Annotated in this window: 29 protein-coding genes; 2 read left to right on the forward strand and 27 right to left on the reverse strand. The window is 73.9% G+C overall.

Features of this window, described 5'->3' with window-relative positions; translation table 11 throughout:
* Positions 1-49 precede the first annotated feature (49 nt).
* The 5 genes from N0B34_RS17705 to N0B34_RS17725 all read right to left on the reverse strand — a co-directional run bounded on the left by N0B34_RS17705 (position 50) and on the right by N0B34_RS17725 (position 6139).
* Positions 50-1663: a methyl-accepting chemotaxis protein gene (locus N0B34_RS17705; protein WP_263732603.1), complete on the reverse strand. Its 1614-nt coding sequence runs from the start codon at positions 1661-1663 to the stop codon at positions 50-52.
* Between the two features lie 228 nt (positions 1664-1891).
* Positions 1892-2308 carry a chemotaxis protein CheW gene (locus tag N0B34_RS17710; protein ID WP_263732604.1) on the reverse strand — a complete coding sequence of 139 codons (417 nt, stop codon included), beginning with the start codon at positions 2306-2308 and terminating at the stop codon, positions 1892-1894.
* On the reverse strand, positions 2305-4737 hold the full coding sequence (locus tag N0B34_RS17715) for a chemotaxis protein CheA (RefSeq protein ID WP_263732605.1): 2433 nt from the start codon (positions 4735-4737) through the stop codon (positions 2305-2307). Before N0B34_RS17715 ends, N0B34_RS17710 begins: the two co-directional genes overlap by 4 nt.
* Positions 4738-4789: 52 nt before the next feature.
* Positions 4790-5107 carry a carbon storage regulator CsrA gene (gene csrA / locus N0B34_RS17720; protein ID WP_263732606.1) on the reverse strand — a complete coding sequence of 106 codons (318 nt, stop codon included), beginning with the start codon at positions 5105-5107 and terminating at the stop codon, positions 4790-4792.
* A 690-nt stretch (positions 5108-5797) separates the two neighbouring features.
* A complete protein-coding gene (locus tag N0B34_RS17725) occupies positions 5798-6139 on the reverse strand; it encodes a hypothetical protein (RefSeq protein ID WP_263732607.1) in 342 nt (113 codons plus the stop codon).
* 318 nt (positions 6140-6457) lie between these two features.
* On the opposite strand from N0B34_RS17725, the gene N0B34_RS17730 reads away from it, so the two are divergent.
* Positions 6458-6748 carry a hypothetical protein gene (locus N0B34_RS17730; protein ID WP_263732608.1) on the forward strand — a complete coding sequence of 97 codons (291 nt, stop codon included), beginning with the start codon at positions 6458-6460 and terminating at the stop codon, positions 6746-6748.
* Between the two features lie 63 nt (positions 6749-6811).
* The gene (locus N0B34_RS17735; protein ID WP_263732609.1) at positions 6812-7090 is read left to right on the forward strand and encodes a hypothetical protein; all 279 of its coding nucleotides are present in this window, start codon (positions 6812-6814) and stop codon (positions 7088-7090) included.
* Between the two features lie 131 nt (positions 7091-7221).
* Here N0B34_RS17735 and N0B34_RS17740 read toward each other — a convergent pair whose 3' ends face one another.
* The 22 genes from N0B34_RS17740 to N0B34_RS17845 all read right to left on the reverse strand — a co-directional run.
* Complete coding sequence (locus tag N0B34_RS17740; RefSeq protein WP_263732610.1) at positions 7222-7572, reverse strand: hypothetical protein; 351 nt, start codon at positions 7570-7572, stop codon at positions 7222-7224.
* Positions 7573-7635: 63 nt separating this feature from the next.
* The gene (locus tag N0B34_RS17745; protein WP_263732611.1) at positions 7636-7860 is read right to left on the reverse strand and encodes a hypothetical protein; all 225 of its coding nucleotides are present in this window, start codon (positions 7858-7860) and stop codon (positions 7636-7638) included.
* 499 nt (positions 7861-8359) lie between these two features.
* The gene (locus N0B34_RS17750; RefSeq protein WP_263732612.1) at positions 8360-9502 is read right to left on the reverse strand and encodes a hypothetical protein; all 1143 of its coding nucleotides are present in this window, start codon (positions 9500-9502) and stop codon (positions 8360-8362) included.
* Positions 9480-11537: a flagellar biosynthesis protein FlhA gene (flhA, locus tag N0B34_RS17755; RefSeq protein WP_263732613.1), complete on the reverse strand. Its 2058-nt coding sequence runs from the start codon at positions 11535-11537 to the stop codon at positions 9480-9482. Before flhA ends, N0B34_RS17750 begins: the two co-directional genes overlap by 23 nt.
* Positions 11534-12817, reverse strand: coding sequence for a flagellar biosynthesis protein FlhB (locus N0B34_RS17760; RefSeq protein WP_263732614.1), 1284 nt, complete (start codon positions 12815-12817; stop codon positions 11534-11536). The genes flhA and N0B34_RS17760 overlap by 4 nt, the downstream gene beginning before the upstream one ends.
* A complete protein-coding gene (locus N0B34_RS17765; protein WP_263732615.1) occupies positions 12814-13590 on the reverse strand; it encodes a flagellar biosynthetic protein FliR in 777 nt (258 codons plus the stop codon). The genes N0B34_RS17760 and N0B34_RS17765 overlap by 4 nt, the downstream gene beginning before the upstream one ends.
* Positions 13591-13603: 13 nt before the next feature.
* A complete protein-coding gene (locus N0B34_RS17770; protein ID WP_263732616.1) occupies positions 13604-13876 on the reverse strand; it encodes a flagellar biosynthetic protein FliQ in 273 nt (90 codons plus the stop codon).
* The gene (fliP, locus tag N0B34_RS17775; RefSeq protein WP_263732632.1) at positions 13873-14868 is read right to left on the reverse strand and encodes a flagellar type III secretion system pore protein FliP; all 996 of its coding nucleotides are present in this window, start codon (positions 14866-14868) and stop codon (positions 13873-13875) included. The genes N0B34_RS17770 and fliP overlap by 4 nt, the downstream gene beginning before the upstream one ends.
* Positions 14868-15416 (reverse strand): flagellar biosynthetic protein FliO, encoded by a 549-nt coding sequence (locus tag N0B34_RS17780; protein WP_263732617.1) that lies wholly within the window; start codon positions 15414-15416, stop codon positions 14868-14870. Before N0B34_RS17780 ends, fliP begins: the two co-directional genes overlap by 1 nt.
* Complete coding sequence (fliN, locus tag N0B34_RS17785; RefSeq protein WP_263732618.1) at positions 15416-16129, reverse strand: flagellar motor switch protein FliN; 714 nt, start codon at positions 16127-16129, stop codon at positions 15416-15418. Before fliN ends, N0B34_RS17780 begins: the two co-directional genes overlap by 1 nt.
* A complete protein-coding gene (locus N0B34_RS17790) occupies positions 16126-17112 on the reverse strand; it encodes a flagellar motor switch protein FliM (protein WP_263732619.1) in 987 nt (328 codons plus the stop codon). The genes fliN and N0B34_RS17790 overlap by 4 nt, the downstream gene beginning before the upstream one ends.
* Positions 17113-17336: 224 nt before the next feature.
* Positions 17337-17861, reverse strand: a complete 525-nt coding sequence (gene fliL, locus N0B34_RS17795) for a flagellar basal body-associated protein FliL (RefSeq protein WP_263732620.1) — start codon at positions 17859-17861, stop codon at positions 17337-17339.
* A gap of 54 nt (positions 17862-17915) precedes the next feature.
* The gene (locus N0B34_RS17800; protein WP_263732621.1) at positions 17916-18830 is read right to left on the reverse strand and encodes a flagellar motor protein MotB; all 915 of its coding nucleotides are present in this window, start codon (positions 18828-18830) and stop codon (positions 17916-17918) included.
* Complete coding sequence (locus N0B34_RS17805) at positions 18827-19606, reverse strand: motility protein A (protein ID WP_263732622.1); 780 nt, start codon at positions 19604-19606, stop codon at positions 18827-18829. Before N0B34_RS17805 ends, N0B34_RS17800 begins: the two co-directional genes overlap by 4 nt.
* Positions 19606-19932: a flagellar FlbD family protein gene (locus tag N0B34_RS17810; RefSeq protein ID WP_263732623.1), complete on the reverse strand. Its 327-nt coding sequence runs from the start codon at positions 19930-19932 to the stop codon at positions 19606-19608. The genes N0B34_RS17805 and N0B34_RS17810 overlap by 1 nt, the downstream gene beginning before the upstream one ends.
* A gap of 102 nt (positions 19933-20034) precedes the next feature.
* Entirely contained in the window at positions 20035-20643 is a 609-nt protein-coding gene (locus tag N0B34_RS17815; protein ID WP_263732624.1) for a D-alanyl-D-alanine carboxypeptidase family protein, read from the reverse strand.
* Positions 20644-20651: 8 nt separating this feature from the next.
* A complete protein-coding gene (locus N0B34_RS17820) occupies positions 20652-21836 on the reverse strand; it encodes a flagellar hook protein FlgE (RefSeq protein WP_263732625.1) in 1185 nt (394 codons plus the stop codon).
* A gap of 26 nt (positions 21837-21862) precedes the next feature.
* On the reverse strand, positions 21863-22300 hold the full coding sequence (locus N0B34_RS17825; RefSeq protein WP_263732626.1) for a flagellar hook assembly protein FlgD: 438 nt from the start codon (positions 22298-22300) through the stop codon (positions 21863-21865).
* 50 nt (positions 22301-22350) lie between these two features.
* Complete coding sequence (locus N0B34_RS17830; protein ID WP_263732627.1) at positions 22351-23880, reverse strand: flagellar hook-length control protein FliK; 1530 nt, start codon at positions 23878-23880, stop codon at positions 22351-22353.
* Positions 23877-24323 (reverse strand): flagellar export protein FliJ, encoded by a 447-nt coding sequence (locus tag N0B34_RS17835; RefSeq protein ID WP_263732628.1) that lies wholly within the window; start codon positions 24321-24323, stop codon positions 23877-23879. Before N0B34_RS17835 ends, N0B34_RS17830 begins: the two co-directional genes overlap by 4 nt.
* Positions 24320-25669 (reverse strand): FliI/YscN family ATPase, encoded by a 1350-nt coding sequence (locus N0B34_RS17840; RefSeq protein WP_263732629.1) that lies wholly within the window; start codon positions 25667-25669, stop codon positions 24320-24322. The genes N0B34_RS17835 and N0B34_RS17840 overlap by 4 nt, the downstream gene beginning before the upstream one ends.
* On the reverse strand, positions 25666-26102 hold a 437-nt coding region (locus tag N0B34_RS17845), incomplete at its 5' end, for a flagellar assembly protein FliH (RefSeq protein WP_263732630.1). The genes N0B34_RS17840 and N0B34_RS17845, both read right to left, overlap by 4 nt.

Here is a 26102-nt window from a genome sequence, read left to right on the forward strand (position 1 = left end):
GTGGGGGCGGCAGGCCGGTGCGGACGGTTCGGGGTCGGACGGATCTCGGTCAGACGGTGAAGGCGGCGACGCGGGTGCGCAGGTCGGCCGAGAGGCGGGCCAGCTCGGCGACCGAGTCGCCCATCTGCCCCAGCACCTGGGAGCTGGTGGAGGCCGCGGAAGCGACCGAGGTGATGTTCTGGGCGATCTCCCCCGACCCCGTCGCGGCCTCCGTCACCCCCCGGGACATCTCGTTGGTCGTCGCGGTCTGCTCCTCCACCGCCGAGGCGATCGTCATCTGGTGATCGTTGATCGCCGCCACGATCGACCCGATCTGCCCGATCGAGGACACCGCCCCCGCCGTGTCCGCCTGGATCGTCTCCACCCGACGCGCGATGTCCTCCGTCGCCTTCGCCGTCTCCCGCGCCAGGTCCTTGACCTCCCCGGCCACCACCGCGAACCCCTTGCCCGCCTCCCCCGCCCGCGCCGCCTCGATCGTCGCGTTCAACGCCAACAAGTTCGTCTGCTCCGCGATGGACGTGATCAGCTTCACCACGTTGCCGATCTCCGCCGACGACTCCCCCAGCCGGCCCACCGACTCGTTCGCCGCCGCCGCCACCCCCGTCGCCTGCGAGGCGACCTTCGCCGCCTCCGTCGCCGACTGCGCGATCTCCCGGATCGAGGCGCCCATCTGCTCCGCCCCGGCCGCCACCGCCTGCACGTTGCGCGACACCTGCTCCGCCGCCGCGGCCACCACCCCCGCCTGCACCGACGTCTCCTCCGACCCCGACGCCACCTGACCCGACGCCGCCGACAGCTCCGCCGCCGCCGCCGCCACCGCAGCCGCCGTCTCAGCCACCACGCTCAACGTCCCCCGCAACGACCCCTGCGCCGAGGTCAACGCCGCCGCCATCCGACCCACCTCGTCCCGCGAGTCCAGGTGCAGCTCCTTGGTCAGGTCACCGGCCGCCATCGCCTCCAGACCCGCCTTCACCGCATTCACCTTCGCCAGCACGCCACGCAGCACGGAGAAGCCGAGCGCGATCGAGGCGATCGACGCCGCGCCGAGCACGATCCACATGATCCGGATGGAGGACGACGACTGGGCCACGCCCGTCTCGTGCAGCGCCTTGGCCTTCTTCGCCAGGGCGTCCGCCTCGGCCGCGATCGCGTCGTTGGTGGTCGACGCCTGCTTGGTCAGGGTGTTCTGGGTGTAGACGGCCGCACCGGCGATGTCACCGGCGCCGACCATGTCGAACATCTTCTGGGCGTCGTTCTCGTACGTCGTCATCTCGGTGCGGATCGACTGGACGCTGTCCTGGCTCGACGCCATCGGCGCGTACTTGTCGATGTACGACTGCATGTCCCGGAACCGGCCCCCCAGCTCGGTCACCTGGTTGGTCAGGTCCACGCTGCCGAGCGCCGGTACCAGGCCCACGCGTCCGCGGTCACCGCCGAACTCCCGCTCGATCATGATGATCTGCTGCATCGGCAGGCTCGTCTGGTCGTAGAGCTGCTCGGAACCGACGTTCAGGGCGTCCATCCGCTGCACCGACAGGCCGGTGAGCCCTGCCGCGACGAGCACCAGCAGCGCGAGGCACAGCCCGATCTTCACGGCGATCGAGGAGTCGGAGAACAGCCGCTTGGTCAGGGACCGGCGGGGCGCCCGTGCGGTGGTGCTCATGCGAGGTGCTCCTTCATGGAGACGTGGACATCCGTGTCACTCGTCCCACCCATCGGCCGCCGGACGGTGCTCGTGAGGCTCCGGAGGGGATGGATCGGACGGCCGTCCAGGTGGTGGCGAGGCGTTGCGACGGCCGGCGCAGCCCGGGGCGGCGCAGCGGAACGGCCGCTCCGACGCGCTCGGAGCGGCCGTGGTCCGTGGTCCCTGCCGTCGGGCCGGGACGTGTCGTCAGGCGGCGACCGCCTCGTCGACGTCGAGCACCAGCAGCAGGTCGTGGTCCAGCTTGTGCGCGCCGAGCACCACCGACCGCATGACGCGGGGCAGCGTGTCCGGCGGCTCCTCGAACGTCTCCGACCCGACGGTGACCACCTCGCCGACGTGGTCCACCAGCAGGGACACCGTCTCGCCGCCCACCCGGACCACGACCATCATCGGGTCGTCGCCCTCGGCGCGGTCGGGCAGCGCGAGCCGGGCCCGCAGGTCGACGGCGAGCACCACCTGACCGCGCAGGTTCACCAGGCCGGCCACCGTGCGGGGCGCGAGCGGCACGCGGGTGCGCTGCTGCTGGTGCAGCACCTCCTGCACCTGCGTCACGTCCACCCCGTACAGCGCGCCGCCCAGGCGGAACGTCACCAGCTGGGTCATCGGGCCACCCCCACCAGGTCGCGGTCGTGCGGCGCGTCGTCGAACGTCGTCGCGTCGAAGAAGGCCGGGTCGGCGGCGAGGATCGCCGAGCGGACGTCGAGCAGCTCGGTCACCTTGCCGCCGAGCACCGCCGAGCCGACCAGCCCCATGTCGTCCAGGTCGCTGTGCAGCGAGTCGTCGTCGGCCAGGATGTCGACGATCGACTCGACCACCAGGCCCACCCCGCGGCCGTCCTGGCTGTGCACCACGACCTGCAGCGTCTCCTCCTCGAAGCCGCCCATCGCGCCGAGCAGCCGGTCGAGGCGGACCAGCGGCAGGATCGCGCCGCGGTACTGCACCACCTCGCGGCCGCCCACCAGCTCGACCAGCGACGCCGGGATCTGCTCCAGCCGGGTGACCGAGGCCAGCGGCATCGCGACGCGTCGTCCGCCGCCGATGCCGGCGACCAGCACCTGCCGGGCGGTGGAGGCGCCGGCCGTGGCGGCCGTGGACCGGGTGCGGCCGAGGCCGCTCTCCGGCTCGCCCACCAGCGCACGGCGCGCCAGCCCCTGCACGTCGAGGATCAGCGCGACGCGGCCGTCACCCAGCACCGTGGCGCCGGAGTAGGTGCCGATCGACTTCAGCCGCGGCGACAGGGCCTTGACCACGATCTCCTCGGTGTCCAGCACGCGGTCGACCACCAGGCCGAACCGCACGTCGTCGGACGCGACCACGGCGATCACCGCGGAGCTGCCCGGCGCCACGCTGAGCACCGGCGCGGAGCCGTCGGCCTGCGTCGTGCCGTCCAGCACGTGCGCCAGCGACACCAGCGGCAGCAGGTCGCCACGCAGCCGGTACACCGGGGCGGAGTGCACGTACTCGATCGAGGTGGCGTTGCGGTCGTCGACCGCGACCAGCTCGAGCAGGTTCACCTGCGGGACGGCGAACCGCTCCTCGCCGCACTCGACGGTCAGCGCCGGCATGATCGCCAGCGTCAGCGGGATGCGCAGCCGCCACGTCGTGCCGATGCCGGGCTTGGACTCCACATCCACCGACCCGCCCACCGACTCGATCTTGGTGCGCACCACGTCCATGCCGACACCGCGGCCGGACACGTTGGTCACCTGCTCCGCGGTGGAGAAGCCCGGCAGGAACAGCAGCTGCATCAGGTCCGCGGGCGTCGCCGCGGCGAGCTGCTCGGCGGTGCGCAGCCCCTTGCGGAGCGCGCTGGCGGCGACCTTCTGCACGTCGATGCCGCGGCCGTCGTCGGACACCTCGACGACCACCAGCCCACCGGCGTGGTAGGCGCGCAGCGTCAGCAGGCCCTGGGCCGGCTTGCCGGCCGCCACCCGGTCCGCGACCGGCTCGATGCCGTGGTCGATCGCGTTGCGCACCAGGTGCGTCAGCGGGTCCTTGACCGCCTCCAGCAGACCGCGGTCCAGCTCCGTGTCGCCGCCGGACATCTCCAGGCCGACCTCCCGGCCGCAGGACGCGGCAAGGTCGCGGACGACGCGCGGCATCTTGGACCAGATGTGCTCGATGGGCTGCATGCGCGTCTTCATGACGCCCTCCTGCAGCTCACCGGCGATCACGTCGAGGCGCTGGGCGGCGCGGGACAGGTCGAGGTCGGCACCGACCGAGGCCAGGCGGGTGATCTGGTTGCGGGCCAGCACCAGCTCGCCGACCTCGCGCATCAGGCCGTCGAGCAGCTCGACGTCGACCCGGATCGAGGAGTCGGAGATGGTGCGGACGCCCTCGTCCGGCGTCTCCGCGGTCGCGGCCGACGGCGGGATGCGGGGGGTCGGGACGGCGGGGGCGGGCGCCGGAGCTGCGGCTGCGGGCGTCGCCGGCGCCGGCGTGACCGGCGCGGGGGCGGGGGCAGGGGTCACGACGGGTTCGGGAGCCGCAGGCACCGTCTCGGCGATGCGCTCCACGATGACGGCGGGCGCGACGACCGGGACGTCCTCGTTGACGGGCTCAGCCGCGGCGACCGGCTCCGGGGCCGCCGTCGTCACCGCTGCGGGCGTCGCCACGGGCTCGGGGGTCGCAGCAGCCGCTGCCGGGTCGGTGGCCAGCACCGCCTCGACGCGGGCGACGACGTCGTCGATCGCCACGGAACCCTCGTCACCACCGGTCTCGATGGTGCGCAGGATCTCGCGGACGCGGTCCACCACGGCGAGCAGCACGTCGGTGGTCGGCTGGTCCATCGACCGCTTGCCGTCGCGGAGCTCCACCAGCAGGTTCTCGCCGGCGTGCGTGACGTGCTCGAGGTTGCCGAACGCCAGGAAGCCGCTGGTGCCCTTGATGGTGTGGATGGTGCGGAACACGCTGCTCAGCAGCGGCCGCGCACCGGGCTCCTTCTCGAGGGCTACCAGGTCCTGGTCCAGCTGATCCAGGTTCTCGTAGCTCTCCACGAGGAACTCGCGGACGATGTCGTCGGCGTCCTCCACGCTCCTGCCTCCTCATGGAGGGCCGGCGTCCATCGCCGGCCGTACAGGAGGCTCATCGGTCGAGCGGGGCGTCTCCTGAGGAGTCCACGGGGGCGGCCGGGGCGGCGGGCGACGGCGAGGCGGCCGGGGTGGCGGCCGACGGCGGCGCAGCGATGATGCGGCGCAGCGCCGCCTCGGTGCCGTCGTCCGCGGCGACCGCCTGCTCGTTCTCCGACTGGATCGCCTCGAGCACCTCGGCGCGGTGCACGCGCACGGAGCGCGGGGCGTCGATGCCGAGCCGCACGCCGTCGGACCGCACCTCGATCACGGTGACGACGATGTCGCCGCCGATGACGAGGCGCTCGCCCACCCGACGGCTCAGCACCAGCATGCGGTGACCTTATCTTGCGGCGCGGTGAGGCCCCGGCTGCGGCGCGACCGCGGTCCACCGCGAAGCGTCGCGGTGGTACGACTCTCGCCTCGGCCCGCGCAACGGACTCGCCGGTCACGCTCTTCGTTTCTAGGACAGGTTCCGCTCGGACCGTGAAGCGAGCTTCTGCCGCGCCACCCCGAGGTGTCGGGACGGGACGTGCAAGGGAGGCTGTGCGCGCTCGTGCACACTGCCACGCTGTGCCCATGCCCGTTAGCGTGCTTCCACCGCCGGTCCCGGTGCGGCCGCCGGGGTTCGCGCGCCGGTTCGCGCTCCTGCTGCTTGTCGGTGCGCCGCTCGCGGTAGCCCTGGTGCTGGGTGCCGCCCCGCTGTTGGCGCTTGTGGTGCCCTCTGACCCCTGCAGCCCACTGCAACCCTGCTCCCCAGGTCTGCCACCGTCCTGGTTCGTTGGGTGGGGTGTGGCAGCGGTGGCTGGGGCGTCGCTAGTTCTTCTGGCTCGGTCGTGGCGCCGTTGGCAGGACTCGTGGCGATTCGTGGCACCTCCGAACTGGCCACAGCCTCCCGACGGGTGGCGGCCCAACTGCCGATGGCGGCCACCTGCTGACTGGCCCTTGCCGCCTTCCGGGTGGTCGTACTGGCACCGGAGCGCGAAGCCCGGGACGACACAGATGCCGTGATTGCCGCGTGTGGCTAGGCCGCCCTCGCCTCGACCCGCACGACCGACTCACCGGACGCCCTGCCGCCGCCCGACTCGACGGACGTGCTCAGGTTGTAGAGGCCGGGGGCGGCGTCGACCGGGATGGCGATGGTGCTGACCGGCGCACCGCCCGCGCGGTTGGTCGTCTGCACGGGTGCGGCGGTCAGCCGCGGAGACGGAGCACCCGCGCCGGCGGAGCTCTTCAACGTCGTGGCGTCTGGGTACGAGCCGGTCAAGGACGCCGACAGCGTGACGGGCGCCTCGGGGTACACCTGGGTGGGTGGAAGGGTCTCGACGATCCAGTGCACCACCAGCACGTCGCCGGGGTGCAGCACCTGGTCGACGTCCGCCTTCTGGCAGCACGTGTACCGGTACGTGACGGGGGCGCCCTCCGACGGCGGTGGCGGCGGCTGCGTGCAGCCGGCACGACCATCGCACCAAGAGCGGCCGACACCGCGAACGCTGCTGAGTGCCGATGCCGACGCGGGCCTGCCATGGTCGGACCGTAGCCGTGCGGCGGTCGCAGCCGTGGGAAGACGGGATCCGGAGCCAAGTCCGCACGCCGTTCCACCCGAACGGGCGTGGCGCCGGCGCTACCGTCCGATCGACGGCGACGGCCGCCGGTGATCGGCCCGAGAGGAGCGTCTGCGCCCATGGCCTCACCTGTGGCGTCGCCACCTCGGAACGTCTGGTCGGTGCTGTTCGGCGAGACGATCATGACCTGGCCGCGGATCTGCGCTCAGCAGCTGGTGGTCCTGAGCCTCTTGGCGACCGCGCTCAACGCGCACACCGGGTGGCTGCGCTGGTCGGGGTTCGCGGTCGCTGCCTTCACACAGGGCTGGATCGTCTACGACGCGAGCCGCCGCCTCGAGGCGACGTACCGGGCTCGCCGGGATCCGGCCCGGAGGTCGCCGCGGGCGATCGCGCACGACCGAGAGGACTGAACCGCGCGGGTCGCGCGCGGTTGCGGCTGCGAGGCGGACCGAGGGTCCGGGGAGGACGTGGTCATGGAGGTACGCGCTGAGCGACGAGGCGCCTTCCGTGCGACCTGGATCGTGGGGCTCGCCGTCGTGGCGTTCCAGGTCGTGGTGGCCGAGGCATGGAGGAAGGGCACCGGAGGCGTTCATCTGGCACCCTTCTGGGGCACGTACGTCGGCATGGCGTTCGGCCTGTGGGGCATCGTCTTCGTCGCAGCATCCCGCTCGCGACGCGGCGCCGACTCGCTGACCGCGCTGGCCGTCAGCTCGGCCTCGCTGACACTCGCCCTGGCGCTGCTGGCGTTCTAGCGGCGCGGGCCGCTCGACGCGCTCGATCTGGCGGTGTCGGCCCTCACGGAACAACCGCCTTGTCGGTCCGACGACGACGGCCCGAGCCGGTGTTGCACCGGGCCGCCATCACGGTGCACTCGCGTCCGCCGCTACGCCTGTGTCACGGCGATAGCCGCCGCAACCGCACCGCCATACATCAGTACCGCAGCCGCGAGGAGCGCGAGGCGAAGGGGCTCATGCGCGTCCCGGCGGTGGTTCGAGTGCCGACCGGGGTCGGGGGACCGGGTGAACCGCGGTCGGGCGAGAACGAAGACGCCACCGGCCAGCACGGCGGCTCCCAGGCAGAGCAGCCGAGCGGTCGTCACGGGCAGCAGCACGACGGAGGCGGCGCTCCACGCGGCCACCACGGCAGGCGGCAGGTACCACCAGGTCCACGCCGTCCTGCGCGCCAGCGCCGCGGACGTGGTCCAGCCTCCGGTCAGGGCACCGGCCGTGAGCACGCTGAAGACCCATCCAGCAGCGACGACTGCGACAGGCGCATCACCGTGCAACGGCGGCTCCGTTCATCCTTCGATCCGGTTGGGCATGAAGGTGAGCCGAACACCCTGCGGCATCGCGGGGTCATGGCTCGACATCGACTCGAGAGTGACGGCGAAGTCCACGCGTCCGATCCGACCGTCCGCCATGCACTCAGTCATCGACCCGGCGCCGGACGTCGTGGACGAGCAGGTGACGTGCTCGTCTGCCACGGCGAGGCCGAAGCTGCGCAGCACCGTGCGAGCGTTCACGCTCGACGGCTCGCCGAGGAGTCCAGTACTTGTCCAGCAGCTCCAGGTCGAGACGGCACAGGTGCTGTGCTCGTAGCCCCCGGGGGGTGTCAGTGCCGACGTCGCCGCCGTCACCGCAGGTTCGTCTCCGGGCCGGAGCGGTCGGCTGCTTGCGGTGCACCCGACGACCAGTGCCGAACAGAGGATCACCGTCACAGCGCCGGCGCTCCGCACCGCGCCGATGCGGACCCTCGTGGCGTCAGCCCGGTGACCAGCGCCGGGACCGCTTCCATCGGTCGCTGCCCTTCGATCGCTCATGCGCCCGGAGCCAGGAGTCGGCGTCGCGGACGTCTGCGGGCGGACGTGACCGGCTCCGCCGTACAGCCAGCCAGCGCTCCCCCGCCGACGCAGAGCAGAGCGAACGCCGCCGGACCCCCTCTCGACCGCAACGCCCCCATGCTCGGGACCCTAGCGACGGATGGATGGCCGACCAGGTGAGTTGCGTGGACCAAAGCGCCACTCAGGGCCGGGCGGCGTCCACGTCCTGGCCCAGCAGGGCCGCCCAGACCACCGGCGACGACGGCACACCGTCGGCCAGCGCGATGGGCAGGTCGAGGCCCAGCACCGTCCCCGGTGCGCGCGTGTCGAACAGTCCCCGGACGGCGAGGGCGTCGACGGGGCGCTGGCGGCCGACCTGCGCCAGCCAGTGGCCGGTGTCCTCCGGCTTGGTGCGGCCGTCCACGACGGCCCAGACCTGGTCCGGCCGGGCGGCGGCGACCAGGGCGGCGGCCTGCTCCCGGTCGAGCCGCTCGTCGCGCACCGGGACGGTGACGATCCACGGGTGGTCCTCCCGCGGTGCGGTGGCCCGCCAGCGCGAGGTGGCCGTGGCGCTCGACATGGCCCCCGGGCCGCACCTCACCACGGCCTGGGGCGGCAGCCCCCAGCGGTGCGCCAGCAGGTCGGCGGTCTCCTCGACGTCCAGCGGCGGTCCGACCAGGACGAGCACCTGACCCGACTGCCGCGGCGGGACGGGTGCCGGCGGGAGCTGGGCCAGCACCCCGCCGAGGGTCAGCGGCGTGCGGGTCAGCAGGGCAGCAGGGACGCCGGCGGCGGTCAGGGCGGCACGCAGGGCGTCGTCGGACGGCGCGGCGACGACCCCAGCCGGCGCCGTGCCGGACGTGACGGGGGCGCTCGCCGAGGTCGGGGCGGGCACCTCCACCTCGGCGGGGGGCGGCACCTCGGCGAGCGCGCGCACCTGGTCCAGCACGGCCGCGAAGCGGGCGCTGGCCGTGGACACCGGGGCCGCGTCCGCGGGTGCCGCCACCTCAGTCGCCGGACGGCCCGCCACTGCGGTTCCAGCCGTGCCAGCGAGTCCCGCGGGCGCCGCGCTCAACGGCGCGCCGGTGCGCTCCGCCTGGTCGGCCGCCTCGAGCAGGTCGTCGAGCGAGGCGGCCGTCGGACGCGTGAACCGGCGTCGGGGCGCCCGCGGGGGCTCCGGCACGTCGATCGTCAGCTCGTACCGCTCGCGCGCGAAGAACCCGCCGAACCCCCCGCTGCGCACCTTCTCGGCGCGCACGATGCGGGCACCCGGGCCCAGCTCCTCGCGGACCCGGACGATCAGGCCGGCCAGGTCGGCGCCCTCAAGCAGCAAGCGCTCGCCCACGGCTCACCATCCCCACGGTCTCGACGTTGACGCCGGCACCGGTCACCTCGGAGTAGCTGAGCACCGCGAGGCGGGGCAGGCCGAGGGACACCAGCCGGCGCAGCGCCGGTCGGATGGTCGGCGCGCACACCAGCACCGCGGTGGTGCCCTCCGCCTCGGCCTCCGCCAGCGCTCCGCGCAGCCGGCCGAGCATCGTGTCGAGGATCTCGGGGTCCACCACCAGCTGGCTGCCGTGGTCGCCCGGACGGATCGACTCCACCAGCTGGTGCTCCAGCACGGGCTCGAGCGTGATCACCCGCAGCACGCCGTCGCGCGAGTGCGGTGCGACCAGCGCCGGGCCCAGCGCCGCACGCGCCGCCTCCACCAGCCCCTCCGGTTCGGTGGAGACGCGGGCGCGCAGCGTGAGCGCCTCGTAGATGCGCGACAGGTCCCGGATGGACACGCCCTCCGCGAGCAGGCCCTGCAGCACCCGCTGGACCTCGCCCAGCGAGAGCAGCGACGGCACCAGCTCCTCGACCACCGACGGGTTGACCTGCTTGACGCCCTCCGTCAGCACCCGCACGTCCTCGCGGGACAGCAGCCGGTCGGCGTGCTGGGTGACCAGCTCGCCGAGGTGCGTCACCAGGACGGACACGCGGTCGACGACGGTCGCCCCGGTCATCTCGGCGGCGTGCCGCAGCTCGGCCGGCACCCACTTGCCCGGCAGGCCGAACACCGGCTCGGCGACGGCGGAGCCCGGGAGCCCCGCGAGGTCGTCGCCGAGCGCCAGCACCCGGCCGGCCGGAGCCTGCCCGCGGCCCACCTCGACGCCGGCGATCCGCACGACGTAGGTGGCCTGCGGCAGGTCGACGCTGTCGCGGGTGCGCACCGGCGGGACGACGACGCCGAGGTCCATCGCCGTCTTGCGCCGCAGCGAGCGCACCCGGCCCAGCAGGTCCCGCTCCGGTCCGCTGCCCACCAGGTCCACCAGGTCCGGCGCCAGCAGGATCTCCAGCGTCGGCACCCGCATCTGCTCGATCAGCTGCTCCGGGGTGTCCGCGGCCTCCGGTGCGGGCCCGGCCGGCTTGGCGACGGCCTTCGCGGCCGCCTCGCGCCGCTCCGTGCTGCGGGCCCGCTGCGAGACGAGCAGCAGGACGCCGCCCACCAGCAGGAACGGCACCTTGGGCATGCCGGGCAGCAGGGCCAGGGCCACCGCGCCGCCGCCGGCGATCATCAGGGCGGTCTTGGACTGGGTCAGCTGCTTGGCGGCGGAGGACCCCATGTCGCCGTCGGCGCTGGCCCGAGTGACCACGATGCCGGTGGACACCGACAGCAGCAGCGCCGGGATCTGGGTGACCAGGCCGTCGCCGATGGTCAGCAGCGAGTAGCGGTTCAGCGCGTCGCCCATGGTCATCTTCATCTGGACCATGCCGATGACGAACCCACCGACCAGGTTGATCACCGTGATGATGATTCCTGCGACTGCATCGCCCTTGACGAACTTGGAGCCACCGTCCATGGCGCCGTAGAAGTCGGCCTCGGCGGCGACGTCCGCACGCCGGCGCCGGGCCGTGTCCTCGTCGATCAGACCCGAGTTGAGGTCGGCGTCGATCGCCATCTGCTTGCCCGGCATCGCGTCGAGCGTGAACCGGGCACCCACCTCGGCCACGCGCCCGGCGCCGTTGGTGATCACCACGAACTGGATCACCACGAGGATCAGGAAGATCACCAGGCCGATCACCAGCGACCCGCCGACCACGAAGTGCCCGAACGCATCGATCACGTGACCGGCGTACCCGTCGCGGAGCACCAGCCGGGTGCTCGCCACGTTGAGCCCCAGCCGGAACAGCGTGAACACCAGGATGAGCGACGGGAACACCGAGAAGTCCAGCGGCCGGCGCACGTACATGCTGGTCAGCAGGATCACCAGGGCCGCGGTGATGTTCGCCGCGATCAGCACGTCCAGCAGCGCCGCCGGCAGCGGCACCACCAGCAGCAGCACGATGCCGACCACGCCGATCGGCACGGCCATCGCGGACAGGTCCTTGTTCTTCATCGGCCGTCCTCCGGTCGAGCGGGTGAGTCTGCGGTGGTCGAGCGGGTGGTCGAGGTGGCGACGGCGGCACCGTCGCTCGTGGGTGCCGGCGTCGCGGGGGCATCCGCGGCGGGCGCGGGGCGCGCGGCACGGGCCCGGCTCGCCGCACGCGCGGCGGCACGGGCGACCGCGCGGTGGTCGGTGTGGTCGTCGGGCGAGAGCGTCGAGCCGCCGGGCACGTGGTGCTTGCCGGCGGAGGCCCCACGCCGGCGCAGGGCCATGACGAAGGCGAGCACCCGGGCGACGGCGGTGAACAGGTGCTCCGGGATCTCCGCGCCGATCTCGCACGCGGCGTGCAGCGCGCGCGCCAGCGGGATGTCCTCCACCAGCGGCACGTGCTCCTCGGTCGCCTTCTCGCGGATCTTCGCGGCGACGGAACCGGCCCCCTTCGCCACCACCCGCGGCGCACCCTTGCCGGGCTCGTAGCGCAGGGCGACCGCGACGTGCGTCGGGTTGACCAGCACCACGTCGGCCTCGCGGACGGCCTGCATCATGCGCTGACGGCTCATCTGGTGCTGACGGGCGCGGATGGCGGCCTTGACCTGCGGGTCGCCCTCGTTGCGCTTGTTCTCCTCCTTGAGCTCGCGCATCGTCATCCGCGTCTGCTTGCGGTTGCGGCGGATCACCGCGACGACGTCCACCAGGCCCAGCAGCAGACCGGCGGCGATGCCGGCGCGCAGCAGGGAGGAGACGCCCGAGCCGGCCTCGTGCAGCAGCTGGGACAGCGGCAGCCGGCCGGAGGCGATCAGCACCGGGAGCAGCCCCTTGATGGCCACCCACAGCGCCAGCCCGACGGCCGCGGACTTGCCGAGCGTCATCGCCAGCTGGCCCCAGGCATGCGGACCGACCATCCGCTTCACGCCGTTGACCGGGTTGAACTGCTCCACCTGCGGCTTCGGGGAGCGGACGTGGATGCCGCCCTGCGCGGCGGCGACGACGAGCGTGACGGCGACGACGACGACGAGCAGCGGGGCCAGGGTCGAGACAGCGGACCGCAGCCCCGTCTCGAGCGCCGTCACCGCCAGCGCCGGCTCCGGGTGCGCGGCGAGCCGCTGCAACGAGCCGAGCTGCTCCATGCCGGCCTGCCGGCCGCGGGTCAGCACGCCCGGCAGCATCACCACGGCGGCACCGACCCCGACCCAGGCCGACAGGTCCTGCGACCGGGAGAGGCGGCCCTTGCGGCGCACCTCCTTCAGGTGCCGGTCGGTGGCCTTCTGGTTGCGCTCCTGACCGTCGCTCACGGCTGCACCCCCTGCATCAGGTGGGTGGCCGTCCCGGACAGCCCGGCCAGGACGCCCGGCAGGGTCAGAACCACGTAGCCGCCGAGGCTGACGGTCAGCAGGATCTTCAGCGGGAAGCCCATCGCGAACGCGTTCAGGGCCGGGGCCACGCGGGTGAGCAGCCCGAGGCCGACGTCGGCGAGGAACAGCACGACGATCAGCGGCCCGGCGATCTGCAGCGCCGACACCGTCATGCCGGTCAGCCCGCTGATCGCCGCCTGGGCCAGCGCCGCGGGCGCCAGGCCCATGCCGATCGGCAGGGAGTCGAAGCTGCGCACCAGGCCGAGCAGCATCACGTGGTGCGCGTCCGAGGCGACGAGCAGCGCCACGACGAGCATCTGGTACAGCCGGGCGAACGTCGCGCCGCTGACCATGTTCATCGGGTCGAAGGCGGTGGCCAGCTGGAAGCCGCCGAACAGGTCGATCAGCCCGCCGGCGGACTGTACCGCCGCGAACACCAGCCAGACGAGGAAGCCGAGGGCCAGCCCCACCAGCGCCTGCAGCGCCACGTCGCCGATCAGCGGGGCGACCGACGTCGTCGCCACCCGCGGCAGCCGGGCCTGCACCACCAGGGCCAGGCCCAGGCCGAGCGCCACCTTCACCGGACCCGGCACACCCTTGTTGGCGAACGGCGGCGCGACGACCAGGAACGCGGTGATCCGCACGGCCGCGAGCACCGTGGTCTCGATGACGTCGAGCGGGACGTCCACCGCCAGGTCCGGGGAGAGCGCCATCTGCGTGCCCGGCTCAGTGCCCGACGAGCGCGGGCATCCGCGTGTACAGGTCGGTGGTGAACGTGACGACCGTCGAGATCATCCAGTGGCCGGTGACCACCAGGGCGATCGCGGCGCCCAGCGCCTTGGGGACGAAGCTGAGCGTCACCTCCTGCACCTGCGTCATCGACTGCACCAGGGACACGACCAGCCCGATGACCAGGGCGGTCACCAGCACGGGCGCGCACAGCTTGGCGGCGACGGTCAGGGCCTGCACCGCGATGTCGAGAACGGCCTCGGTGGTCATCCGCCGGCCCCCGTGTACGAGCCGAGCAGGGCCTTGATCACCAGGCCCCAGCCGTCCACCAGCACGAACAGCAGCAGCTTGAACGGCAGGGACACCATGACGGGCGGCAGCATCATCATGCCCATCGCCATCAACGAGCTGGAGACGACCAGGTCGATCACCAGGAACGGCACGAAGATGACGAAGCCCATGATGAACGCGGCCCGCAGCTCCGACAGCATGAACGCCGGCGCCAGCGTGGTGAACGGCACGTCCGCCGCGGACTGCGGGTTGGGGCGCTGGGCGGCGCGGGTCACCAGCGCCAGGTCCTGCTCACGGGTGTGCGCCACCATGAACGTCGCCAGGGGCTTCTCCCCCGCACCGATCGCCTGGGAGAAGCTCGTCTGACCGTGCAGGTAGGGCTGCACCGCCTGCGTGTTGATGTCGCTGACGGTCGGCGCCATCACGAACAGGGACAGGAACAGCGCCAGCCCGGCGATCGCCTGGTTGGGCGGCACGCCCTGCAGGCCGAGCGCGTTCCGGGTCATCGCCAGGACCACGAAGATCTTGGTGAAGCTCGTGGTCATGATCAGCAGCGACGGTGCGACCGACAGCACCGTGATGCCGAGCAGCACCGTGATCGAGCTGCTGGGCGTGCCGTCGACGCCGTTCACGCTGACGTGCACCGAGCCGGGGGCGGCCGGGGTGGCGGCGGGGGTCGGCTGGGTGGGCGCGGCGGGCGACGTGGGGCCGGCGGCCGGGACCACGCCGGCGGGGACGACGAAGGACGCTGGGACGGCGGCCACGGCGGCAGGAGCGGGTGCGGCCGCCGCCGTCGACCGGGCCGGGGTGCTCGCGACCGCGCCCGACGAGGCCAGCAGCACCAGCCCGCCGGCCAGGCACAACGCCGCCAGCAGCCGCAGGGCACGCACCACGCGCGCCGGGGCGGCGACCTGCGCCAGCTCCGGCTCGACCACGGTGCGCACGCCGCTCGCGCGGCGCGGAGCGAACATCACCGCCGGACCGTCCGGTCCTGCAGCGCACGGACCGCCGCGCGCCACGTCTGCGGGGACAGCACGGAACCGGCCAGCGCACCGGCCAGCGCGGACTGGTGGGACGCGTCGTCGAGCGCGGGACGCGGGTGCGGCAGGGCCCCGAGTGCCGGCCCCGCACCCGTCAGGCCGGGTGTGCCGCCGACGACGGGCCCCGGGACGCCGTTGCCGGCAGGCGTGCTCGTCGGGACCGCCGCCTGCTTGGCCGCCTTGGCGCCCGTGCGCTCGCCCGGCACACCGACCGGCGCGCTGGCCACGGGGCCCAGCTCCGTCAGCAGCTGCACGGAGGTGTCGCTGAAGCCGACCAGCAGCCGCCGGTCGCCCGCGGCGATCACCGCGACGCCGGAGTGCCGGCCCAGACCCTGCCGGCCCACCACGTGCACGTCCGCCTCGCGCGTGCGCTCCGCGGCGCGGCCGGCGGACATCCGCCGGCCGACGTACACGATGAGCGCGATCACGACGCCGAGGGAGACGGCGACCCGCAGCAGCACCAGGAGGGTCTCGCCCATCAGCGGTCGGCCTCCACGCCGGACACGATCTCGGTGATGCGGACGCCGTACTCCTCGTCCACCACCACCACCTCGCCGCGGGCGATCAGGCGGCCGTTGATCATCACGTCCGCCGGGGCACCGGCCGCGCGGTCCAGCTCGAGCACCGTGCCGGGGGCCAGCTCGAGCACCTGCCGCAGCGGCAGGCGGGCCCGGCCCAGCTCGGCCGTCAGGGTCATGTCGACGTCGTAGAGCACGCGCATGCTGGCCCGCGGCGTCGGCACGGCGGAGGCGCCGCCGGCCACCGGCACGCGCCCGCCGCGCACCCGCACGGCGAACCAGCCGAGCGTGGTGCCCGCGGCCTGCAGGGCGAACAGCTGGGAGTCGTCGGTCAGCACGCTGCCGGCGGAGTCGGTCCGGGCGGCCTCCAGCACGCCGGTGCCGAGCCGGGCGGCGGCGGCCTCCAGCGCCGGGCGCAGCGCATCGGTCAGCGCCACCGGGGTGCCCTCGCTGACACCGGCCGCGGTCAGCTCGGCGACCACGGCCTCCGCCACCACCACGAGCTCGGCGCTGGGCGAGCCGACGAACGAGGCGACCACCGCGACGGCGTCCGGGTCCGGCCGGTCACCGGGGGCGGCCGGCACCGCGACCAGCGGCACCGTGGAGGGGACCATCGTCGCCGCCGCACCCGCGACCGCCTGCACCTCCAGGTCGCTCACAGTGGTGGCGTTCATGCGTTCTCCTCCTCGACGTCGACCACCCGGCAGGCGAGCCGGGAGCCCTGGCTGCCCACGGCAGCCCGGGCGAGCACCACACCGTCGACGACCACGTCGAGCGGACGGGTGGCGGGATGCTGCAACGGCAGGACGTCGCCGACGGCGAGCCCCACCACCTCCGGGGGGCGGACCGTGACGGGCGCGAACCGCACCACCAGGTCCACGGGGACGGCCGTCACGGCCACCTCGAGCTGCGCGCGTGCGTTGGCCGCCTCGCGCCGGTCGTCCTCCGACCGGGTCTCGTCCGTCTCGGCCAGCCGCATCGCGGCCAGCAGGTTCTCCGCCGGCACCATCAGCGTCGTGGTGTCCACCCGCTCGCCGGTGTGCAGCGTGAACCGGGCGACCAGCACGGCGTCGCTGGCGGGCACCGCCTGGACGAACTGGGGGCTGTACTGCACGGTGCGCATCGACAGGCTGAGCGGCGCGACCGTCGTGAAGGCGTAGCGCAGGTCGTCAAGCGCCGGCTGCAGCAGCTCGCGGACCACCGTCAGCTCGATGTCGGTCAGCTCGCGGCCCTCGCGGTCGTCACCGATCCCCGTGCCGCCGAACAGGTAGTCCACCCAGACCATCACGGTCTCCACCGGCGTCTGCAGCAGCGCCGTCTGGCGGGTCTGCTCGACGGTGCACAGCATGAGGGCCGTGCGGGCGGGCAGGGTGCCGACGTACTCGTCGTACGGCATCAGCTCGACGCGGTCGCAGGTCGCGGAGCACAGGGCGCGCAGGCGCGAGGTCAGCTGGGTGCCCCACATGCGGGCGAACCGCTCGAACGCCATCTCCAGCCGGCGGCCGTGGTCGCGGGCGAGGGTCATCGGGCGGCGGAAGTCGTACAGCTCGGGCTCGGCGTTGCGCGCACGGCCCGTCGCCGACCGGGATGCGGTTCCCGGTGCGGACCGGGGCGCGGGCACGCCGAGGGTCGCCTCCGGCGCCTGGGGGGCTGTCACGAGCAGCCCATCGGCGGGCAGCACGGCTTCCTGAGCGAAACGTGTGCGAGAGCCGCTCACGTGCGTCTGGTCGTGCTTCCCCGCCACCGGCCGTCGTGGCCGGCGCCTCGTGGTGCTGTGCCCGAACGAGGTCTACGGGGCGGTGCGGCGCCCTCCATGGCGCCCCGGGTGCGCCGGGCTGGTGCCCGGCGGGACGGTGCGGCGGTCGGTGCCGCCGCTCGCCGTCACTGGGTGACGAAGTTCGTCAGGTAGAGGTCCATCACCTCCCCCTTGTAGGCCTTCTCCAGGGAGGTCAGCAGCTCCGCCTTCATCTTGTCCCGGGTGGCGGGGTCGGAGACCTCGGCCACCGTGTGGCCGGAGAACTCCGCGATCGCCAGGTCCAGGGCGCGCGACGGGTTGGGAGCCGCCTTGGTGGCCTTGGTCAGCTGCAGGCCCATGCCCAGGCGCAGGTAGTGCCCGTCGGCCAGGTTGATGCTGATCGCATCGACCGTGAGCACCTCACCGGCCACCGGCGTCGGGGTGGCGTGCGCCTTGGGCGTGCCGCCGGTGGGTCGCAGGAAGAACCAGTACCCCGCGCCGCCGCCGAGCAGCAGCACGACCACCAGCACGACGACCAGGAGCTTCTTGGACTTCTTCGGCTTCTTGTCCGCCGGCGGCTCGGCCGGCGTGCGGGAGCCGATGGTCGAGGACGGCGACGACGGCCGCGGGGCGCCGATCTTCTGCGAGATGATCCGCTGCTCGGTGGGCACTGGCTCCTCCTTCGGGTGTCTGGTTCGGGTGGCTGGTTCGAGAGTCTCGGTGGGTCAGCCGCCGGCCGCGACGATCGGCAGCAGCTTGCGGACGGCGTCGGGTGCGCTGGACAGCACCACCAGGTCCACCCGCCGGTTGGCCGCGAGCGCCTGGTCGTCGGCACCCGGCACCTCCGGGCGGGCGTCACCGAAGCCGACCGCCATGATCCGGTCCGCCGGCATGCCGTCGGACTCGACCAGCCGGCGCAGCACCTGCGTGGCCCGGTCGGAGGACAGCTCCCAGTTGGTGGCGTACTTGCCCGAGCCGGACACCGGCAGCGTGTTGGCGTGCCCCTCGATGGACACCTGCTCGGTGATGCCGCGCAGCGTGGGCGAGAGGGTGTCGATCACCCGCTGGGACGTGGGCGTCAGCTGGGCCGACTCGGGGCCGAAGAACACGTCCTGGGCGACCAGGCCGATGATCAGACCGCGCTCGGTGATCTTGTAGTCCACCGCGTCGCTGAGGCCGACGGCGCCGAGCTCCGACTTGATCGCGTCGCGGATCTGCTCCAGGTGCGCCGCCTCGGCCCGCGCCGCGAGCAGCAGCTTCGGGTCCGTCGTCGGCGAGCTCGCGGCCGGCTGCGCCCCCGCCGCCTGCGGGGCGCTCGCCTGCTGGCCCAGGCCCTTGTCGGCGGTGACCAGGCCGGCGGTCCCCACCTCGTTGGCGTTCGTCGCGGCACTGACGCCGTCGAGCACGCCCGGGTTCGACTCGAGCACCGAGCTGTGCACCGTGCCCTGCCCGAAGCCGGTCGCCAGCGAGTCGCGCAGCGCCGTGAACTTCTGCTGGTCCACCTGGCTGATCGCGAACAGCACGATGAACAGGCCCATCAGCACGGTCATCATGTCCGAGTAGCTGACCGCCCAGCGCTCGGCGTTGGTGTGCTCCTCGTCGTCGACCTTCTTGCGCCGACGGCGCGGCGGGGTGCTCATGCCGCCTTCTTCTCGCCGGCGGCACCACGTGCGTCGTCGGGCAGCAGGCTGCGCAGCCGCTCGCCGACCAGCCGGGGGTTGGCACCGGCCTGCACGGCCAGCAGCCCCTCGAGCGCGAGCTCCATCTGGGCGCACTCGAGGTCGGACATGCGGCGGATGCGGCTGCCGAGCGGCATCCAGACGACGTTGGCGGACAGCAGGCCCCACAGGGTGGCGACGAACGCCGAGGCGATCGACTCGCCGAGCTTGCTCGGGTCGGACAGGTTCTGCAGCACGTGCACCAGCGAGATGACGGTGCCGATGATGCCGATGGTCGGCGCGTAGCCCGCCATGTCGTGGAAGTACTTGGCGTGCATGCGGTCGAGCCGGCGCTTGGACGCGATCCGGTCCTCCAGCATCATCCGCAGGTCCTCGGGGTCCGTGCCGTCGATCGCCGACTGCAGGCCCGAGCGCAGGAACGGGTCGGTGATGGTGCGGGCCGCGTCCTCGAGCGCGAGCAGGCCCTCCCGCCGCGCCTTGTCCGCCAGGCTGACCAGGGTCTCGATGGTGCCCGACGGGTCCGGCGCCTTGCTGCGCAGCGCCGTGGGCACCGCCGCGAAGGAGCCCATCGCGTCCTTCAGCGTGTGGCCCATCAGGCCGACCGCCAGCGTGGTGACCCACACCAGCAGCAGCGGGCCGGGCAGCACGATGGCCATGGGAGGCGTGCCCTCGATGAGCATCACCACGAAGACGGTGCCGAGGGCGACGCCCAGACCGATCAGACCTGCGGGATCCATCAGCGCACCGTCCGGAGGTGGGCACGGCCCTCGTCGTGGGGACCCCGGGGGTCGGGCTCGTCGTCCGGACCGCCTTCGGGCTCGTCGTCCGACGGCACGGGCGCCAGGTGCACCGACTGCCGCTCGGTCTCGATCTGGCGGGCCCGGGCCAGCACCAGCGCCCGGTGCTCGGTGATGCGGGAGATCACCTCGCCCATCGACTCCTCGACGATGTACTTGCTGCCGTCGATGAGCGTCAGGATCGTGTCCGGCGCGCTCTCGACGCGCTGGACCAGATCGGGGTTCACCCCGAAGAGTCCGCCGTTGAGGCGCGTCACGATGATCACGGTGGTCCCGTCCCTGGTCCCTGCACTCGGCTGGATGCCGTTGAGCCCGTCCGTGGGCTCGTTGCCTTCCCGATCGGCCGTGCGCCCTGCCTGCTGAGGACTTCAGCCCGCCGGGTGGTAGGCCCAGTGCCAGCTCTCGCCGGGCACGTCGGCCTGGAAGCCGTACGACGGCGCGTTGCGCTGCATCCACGCCTGCGCGGCGCCGTTCAGCTGCAGGTCGGCGGCGATGCCCCAGCCGTGCTCGCTGGTGCCGGGCTTCGCGGCGAGACCGCCCTGCGAGTACAGGCCCTTGGTGGCGGCCAGCTGCACCTGCTCGTCGTACGGCCGGTACGTCTCGGTGATGCCGACGGTGACGCCGTCGGCCTTCGCTGCGGCGATCAGCTTGGTCATCGCGGCGGCGGCCGGGGCCCACATCTTCTTGCCGGTGTCCCCCACCGGGGCGAGCGCGGAGTCGGGCACGTGGCCGTTGCCGTAGGCGGCCAGGTCGGTGGGCACCCGGTTGGCGCCCAGGGTTCCCGTGGCCGACGACGACGAGGACTTCGCCAGCTCCTGCGCGAGCACGTCCGAGAACGCGGTGCTGCTCGTCGAGCCGGCCACCGCCGTGGCTGTGCTCGAGGGGCTCGAGCCAGCCACGACGGGTGGGCCGGACACCAGGGACTGCAGCTGCAGCACCCGGGCGGAGATCTGCGAGATCTGGGAGAGACCGTCCATCAGGCGGCTCAGCGCTTGAGGTTGACGAGCTCCTGCAGGACCTCGTCGGACGTGGTGATCACGCGGGAGTTCGCCTGGAACCCGCGCTGGGCGACGATCAGGTTGGTGAACTCGCTGGACAGGTCGACGTTGGACATCTCCAGCGCGCCACCGGCGAGCGTGCCGCGGCCGCCGGTGCCGGCCGCGCCGAGCTGCGGGTTGCCGGAGTTCACCGTGGTGGTGAACAGCGAGCCACCAGCCTTCTCCAGGCCCGCCGGGTTGGTGAACGACGCGAGCGCGATGCGGCCGATCACCTGCTTGAGCCCGTTGCTGAACGCACCGGTGATGGTGCCGTCGCTGCCGAGGGAGAAGGACTGGAGCGTGCCGGCCGCCTGACCGTTCTGCGTGCTGGCCGCCACGGTGTCCAGGCCGGCGAAACCGGTCAGCTTGGAGATGTCGACCGTCACACCGCCGACCGCGAAGGTGCCCGGCGAGGTGAGGGCGCCGCTCGCGTCGAACGTCACCGGGCCGTAGGCGTTCGTGCTGGTGCCGTCCGTGGCGGACATCGACCAGCCGCCGGCCGCCTTGGTGAAGGTCAGGTTGAGCTGCCGCTCGTTACCGGTCGAGTCGAACACGCCGATGGCGCGTGTGATGGTCGTGCCTGTGGCCGCGGCCGAGTCGAGGTTGCCGGTGTACGTGGCCTGGGAGCTGGCGACCGCCGCCATGAGAGTGCCGGCCGGCACCTTGAGGTCCGTCAGCGGGCCGTTGGTGTCGATGACGCCGTTGGTGGCGGCCCAGCCCTGCACCAGGGCACCCTCCCCCGGCAGCACCATCTGGCCGGTGGAGTCGAAGTCGAACGACCCGGCGCGCGTGTAGTACGTCTGGCCGCCCTTGCGGACGGCGAAGAACCCGTCGCCCTGGATCATCATGTCGGTGCTGCGGCCGGTCAGCTGCGAGGCCCCCTGCGAGAAGCTCGTCGTGATGCCGGCCACCCGCACGCCCAGGCCCACCTGCGCCGGGTTGGTGCCGCCGACGCCGGCGCCCGGCTGCGCACCGCCGGCGTTGGAGACGAGCTGGCTGAGGGTGTCCTGGAACTGGATCTGCGAGCTCTTGAAGCCCGTGGTGTTGACGTTGGCGATGTTGTTGCCGGTGACGTCGAGCATCGTCTGGTGGCTGCGCAGACCGCTGATGCCGGAGAAGAGCGAGCGAAGCATGGTGGTGTCCCTTCGGGTGGAGCGGGTCAGGCGCTGGCGGAGGTGCCGGCAGACGTGCTGGACGGGGTGACGGTGCGGACGGCGTCGAGGCTGACGTCGGTGGTGCCGACCGTGAGGGTCGGCACGGTGGAGGTGTAGGAGACGCCGGACACGACGCCCTTCTGGGTGGTGCCGTTCGCGTCGTTCCAGGTCACGTCGTGGCCGACGAGCGTGGCGGCGGCCACCCGCATCTGCAGCGCGAACTGGTCCTGAGCGTTGGTGGTCAGCTCGGTCAGGCTCTGCATGGTCGACATCTGGGTGGTCTGCGTCATCATCGCCGAGGTGTCCATCGGCGAGCTGGGGTCCTGGTTCTTCAGCTGGGCGATCAGCAGCTGCATGAACGCCTTGCTGTCCAGCTGGGTCTTGTCCTTCGGGGCCGTGGCGGCCGTCCGGTCGGACGTGAGGTACGAGACGTCGATGCTCATGCGGGTCTCCCTGGTGGGCTGAGGGTCGGCGGGGCCGGGGGCGGTGGGGGTCAGACGAGGAGGTCGAGACCTCCGGGCCGGACCCCGCCGGCGCCGGGTGCCGGTCCGCGCTGGGTGGCCGGTGCGCCGGTCCACGGTCCGGTGCGGTCGTCCGACGGCCGGGCCGGTGCGCCATGACGGTCGCCCGAGCGGCCGTCGGGCTGGCTGCCGGACTGGCCGGCCGCCGGGCCGCCCGTCCCCGGACGACCGCTGTCGGGGCCGGAGCTCCCGGTGTCGACCGTGATGCCGGCGGCGGACAGGTCCTTGCGCAGGTCGGACAGGGCGCCGCGGAGGGCGTCCTTCGCCGCGTCGGTCGCCCCGGCGAGCTCCACCCGGACGGACTGGGCGGTGATGTGGGCGACCACCCGGACGGTGCCGAGGTTCTCCGGGTCCAGCGGGACCGACAGCACGTGGTGACCGGCGGCCAGGCCGGTCAGCGAGCGCAGTCGGGCGCCGAGCTGGTCCGCGACGGGCAGCGGCGTCGAGCCCTGGGGCGCCGCCTGGGCGGCGGCCGTCGCGGCCCCGGTGGACGCAGATACAGTCGGCGCGGAGGCGGCGGTGACCGGCAAGGCGGCCTGCGCGGCGGTGGTGCCGGCCGCGTCCACCCGCACGGTCGCGGTCGCGGTCGCGTCAGGGACGGCAGAGGCCGGCTGGCTCGCGGTGCCGACCGGCGCGGTGGCGGTCGCAGCGGGGGCGTCCGGTGCGCGGTGGTCGGCGGCGGTCCGGGCGCCGCTGGTGCCGGTCTCGGCGGCGGCGTTCCCCGCGCTCGGCGTCGCGGTGACCGCAGCGGCGGTGGCACCGGCGGCGAGGGTCTGCCGGTCCGCACCGACGCGGCCCGGCTGACCCGAGGCGGGCTCGCCGGCTCCCGTCGGGAGGGTGGTGCTGGCCGACGTGCCGGCCGTCGGTGCGCCCGCGGTCCCGGCTGCACCGGCTCCGACCGCGGTCGCGCCAGCGACGGCGGGCGAGGACGGCACCGCGGCAGCGGGGGATGCCGCCGTCGTCGCCTGCCCCGCCGCCGTGGCCGTGACCGCAGCCGTGGTCGTCGTCACCGCGGCACCGGCCGCGGCGAGCTGGGCGGCCGTCTGCGCGGTTCCGCTCTGCGCCGCGGTGCCCTGGACGGCGGTGCTCTGCGTCGCCGCACCCTGCGTGGCCGTCGCGGTCGCCGTGCCGGCGGACCCGGTCGCCGACGACGCGGCCGACGAGCCCGCCGCCGCGCCGTCCGCCTGTCCACCCGTCGTCACCGCGTCGCTCCCCGACTCCGCACGCGTGCCCCTGCCGGCGGGCCGGTCCCGGCGGTCCACCGCCCGGTCGGCACCGCGGTCCGCCACCCGCTCGGGGCGGGCGTCGGGGCGGGCGTCGCTGCCGCGGTCGGCACGGTCGGCCCGGTCGGCCCGGTCGGCGCCCGGCGCCGGCACGCTGCGTGCCGTGCTCGCCAGGTGTGCGGCCAGCAGGTCGTCGAACCCGCTGCCGCTGGTCTGCGCAGCGGCGTACCGGGCGGGCCGCACCGCCGGGGCGGCCGGCGTGACCGTCGTCGTGCTCATGCCTGCGTCCCCTCGTCGTCGCGTCCGGGGACGCCGCCGTCCGTGCGACCGCGGGCCGCCGCCTCGTCCAGGACGTGCTGCTCGGCCCGGCCCTCGGCCAGGCGCTCGCGCTCCTCGTGGTGCTCCGCCAGCCGCTCGACGGCCCGCAGGTCCCGCCGCGCGGCCGACCAGGCGTCCCGGCGCTCGTCCGCGACGCGGTCCGCCTCCGCCGCCTCGGCCGAGCGCTCGGCGAGCAGGCTGGACAGCGCCAGCCGGGACGCGATGGTGGCGTGGAACAGGACCTGGTCGACCGGCTCGCCGGTCGCGGCCAGCCGCTGCAGGGTGTCGTCGGCCGCGGCCCGCCGCTCGCGCCGGCGCCGCTCCGCCTGGCCGAGCTCGGCGGCGGCCGTCTCCTCGCGGAACGTGCGCACGCGCAGCAGCCCGCCCAGCCCGAACACGCTCATGCCGCGCCTCCCTCCATCGCCGCGACCAGGGCGGACAGCCGCTGCCACGACTGCTCGGCCGGCGCACGCTCCGCCATGTCCTGGCACAGGAACGCCTCGATCGCGTCGGCGTGGGCCAGGGCGGTGTCCACCTGCCGGTTGGACCCCGGCACGTAGGCACCGACGTCGATCAGGTCCTGCGCCTGGGACCGAGCCGCCAGCACGCTGCGCAGCCGCTGGGCCGCGGCCCGCTGCTCGCGGGACGTCACGCGGTTGGCCACCCGGCTGATCGATGCGAGCGCATCGACCGACGGGAAGTGACCGGCCACCGCCAGGCGGCGCTCCAGCACCACGTGCCCGTCGAGGATCGACCGGGCGGCGTCCGCCACCGGCTCGTTGTGGTCGTCGCCGTCCACCAGCACCGTGTACAGGCCGGTGACCGAGCCCCGCGGGCCGGTGCCGGCGCGCTCCAGCAGCCGCGCCAGCATGGCGAACGTGCTCGGCGGGTAGCCGCGGGTGGCCGGGGGCTCCCCGACGGACAGGCCCACCTCGCGCTGGGCCATCGCGACGCGGGTGAGCGAGTCCATCATCAGCACCACGTGCCGGCCCTCGTCGCGCAGCTGCTCGGCGATGCGGGTCGCCAGGAAGGCCGACCGCAGCCGCACCAGCGGCGGCTCGTCGGACGTCGCCACCACCACCACGGACCGCGCCAGCCCCTCCGGGCCCAGGTCGTCCTCGAGGAACTCGCGCACCTCACGGCCGCGCTCCCCCACCAGGGCGATCACCGAGACCTCCGCCTCGGTGCCCCGGGCGATCATCGACAGCAGGCTCGACTTGCCGACGCCGGACCCGGCGAACAGGCCCAGCCGCTGCCCGCGGCCGACGCTCACCAGCGTGTCGAGCACGCGGACGCCCAGGTCGAGCGGGGTGTCCACGCGGGCGCGCTCCAGCGGGTGCGGTGCGGCGTGCTCCACCGGCAGCCAGCCGTCGGCCCGCAGCGGTCCGCGCCCGTCGATCGGCCGGCCCAGCCCGTCCAGCACGCGACCCAGCAGCCCGCGGCCCACCGGCGCGCACAGCGTCCCGCCCGTCGACCGCGCCGGCAGCCCGGCACGCAGCCCGTCGGCCGGGCCCAGCGGCAGGCACCGCACGGCGCCGGCGGCCGTGGCGACCACCTCGGCCGGGATCGCCTCGGCACCGTCCCCGATCCGCAGCAGCCCGCCCACCGGCGCGTCCAGCCCGGACACCTCGACGGACAGGCCGACGACGGACCGCACGGTTCCCACCCGCTCGGGCCGGGCGGCGGTCAGCACGCGCCCCCAGGTGGGCACGACGGCGGCGTCGGGCCGCACGGTGTCCAGCAGGCTCATGCCGCACCCCCGGACTCCAGCGCCGCCCGCGCCCGGTCCAGCGCCGTGCCGATCCGGGCGTCCAGCCAGCCGTCCGGCAGGTCGGCCACCGCGTCACCACGCGCCAGCGAGGGGTCGGCCACCAGCCGGGCGCCGTCCGGCAGCTCGGGGTCGGGGCCGAGGGCGCGCACGTCGTCCGGGTTCAGCCGCACCACCACGGGCTCGACGTCGGCGGCCGCCACCCGGGCGAGGGCGGCGACGGCTCCGGTGGGGCCATCGGACAGCTCGACGCCCAGCACCGCCTCGGCCAGCTCCAGCGCGCAGCGCAGCAGGGTCGCCTCGGCCTGCGCCAGCACGGGCGCGGTCCGGGACTGTGCCCCTCGGGTCGCCGCCGCGAGCGCCGCGAGCGCCGCCGCGTGCTCGGCGCTGCGCCGGTGCTCGTCGGCGAGCCGGC

This window comes from Cellulomonas sp. SG140, from assembly GCF_025770785.1.
Classification (GTDB): Bacteria; Actinomycetota; Actinomycetes; order Actinomycetales; family Cellulomonadaceae; genus Cellulomonas.

Excerpts from the sequence above, each read along its gene's own strand:
- N0B34_RS17820 (WP_263732625.1), bottom strand. The coding sequence starts at position 21,836 with ATGCTTCGCTCGCTCTTCTCCGGCATCAGCGGTCTGCGCAGCCACCAG.
- N0B34_RS17815 (WP_263732624.1), bottom strand. The coding sequence starts at position 20,643 with ATGGACGGTCTCTCCCAGATCTCGCAGATCTCCGCCCGGGTGCTGCAG.
- flhA (WP_263732613.1), bottom strand. The coding sequence starts at position 11,537 with ATGAAGAACAAGGACCTGTCCGCGATGGCCGTGCCGATCGGCGTGGTC.
- N0B34_RS17835 (WP_263732628.1), bottom strand. The coding sequence starts at position 24,323 with ATGAGCGTGTTCGGGCTGGGCGGGCTGCTGCGCGTGCGCACGTTCCGC.
- N0B34_RS17840 (WP_263732629.1), bottom strand. The coding sequence starts at position 25,669 with ATGAGCCTGCTGGACACCGTGCGGCCCGACGCCGCCGTCGTGCCCACC.
- N0B34_RS17800 (WP_263732621.1), bottom strand. The coding sequence starts at position 18,830 with ATGAGCACCCCGCCGCGCCGTCGGCGCAAGAAGGTCGACGACGAGGAG.
- csrA (WP_263732606.1), bottom strand. The coding sequence starts at position 5,107 with ATGCTGGTGCTGAGCCGTCGGGTGGGCGAGCGCCTCGTCATCGGCGGC.
- N0B34_RS17735 (WP_263732609.1), top strand. The coding sequence starts at position 6,812 with ATGGAGGTACGCGCTGAGCGACGAGGCGCCTTCCGTGCGACCTGGATC.
- N0B34_RS17770 (WP_263732616.1), bottom strand. The coding sequence starts at position 13,876 with ATGACCACCGAGGCCGTTCTCGACATCGCGGTGCAGGCCCTGACCGTC.
- N0B34_RS17825 (WP_263732626.1), bottom strand. The coding sequence starts at position 22,300 with ATGAGCATCGACGTCTCGTACCTCACGTCCGACCGGACGGCCGCCACG.
- N0B34_RS17710 (WP_263732604.1), bottom strand. The coding sequence starts at position 2,308 with ATGACCCAGCTGGTGACGTTCCGCCTGGGCGGCGCGCTGTACGGGGTG.
- N0B34_RS17765 (WP_263732615.1), bottom strand. The coding sequence starts at position 13,590 with ATGGCGCTCTCCCCGGACCTGGCGGTGGACGTCCCGCTCGACGTCATC.
- fliP (WP_263732632.1), bottom strand. The coding sequence starts at position 14,868 with ATGTTCGCTCCGCGCCGCGCGAGCGGCGTGCGCACCGTGGTCGAGCCG.
- N0B34_RS17730 (WP_263732608.1), top strand. The coding sequence starts at position 6,458 with ATGGCCTCACCTGTGGCGTCGCCACCTCGGAACGTCTGGTCGGTGCTG.
- N0B34_RS17705 (WP_263732603.1), bottom strand. The coding sequence starts at position 1,663 with ATGAGCACCACCGCACGGGCGCCCCGCCGGTCCCTGACCAAGCGGCTG.
- N0B34_RS17830 (WP_263732627.1), bottom strand. The coding sequence starts at position 23,880 with ATGAGCACGACGACGGTCACGCCGGCCGCCCCGGCGGTGCGGCCCGCC.
- N0B34_RS17805 (WP_263732622.1), bottom strand. The coding sequence starts at position 19,606 with ATGGATCCCGCAGGTCTGATCGGTCTGGGCGTCGCCCTCGGCACCGTC.
- fliN (WP_263732618.1), bottom strand. The coding sequence starts at position 16,129 with ATGAACGCCACCACTGTGAGCGACCTGGAGGTGCAGGCGGTCGCGGGT.
- N0B34_RS17780 (WP_263732617.1), bottom strand. The coding sequence starts at position 15,416 with ATGGGCGAGACCCTCCTGGTGCTGCTGCGGGTCGCCGTCTCCCTCGGC.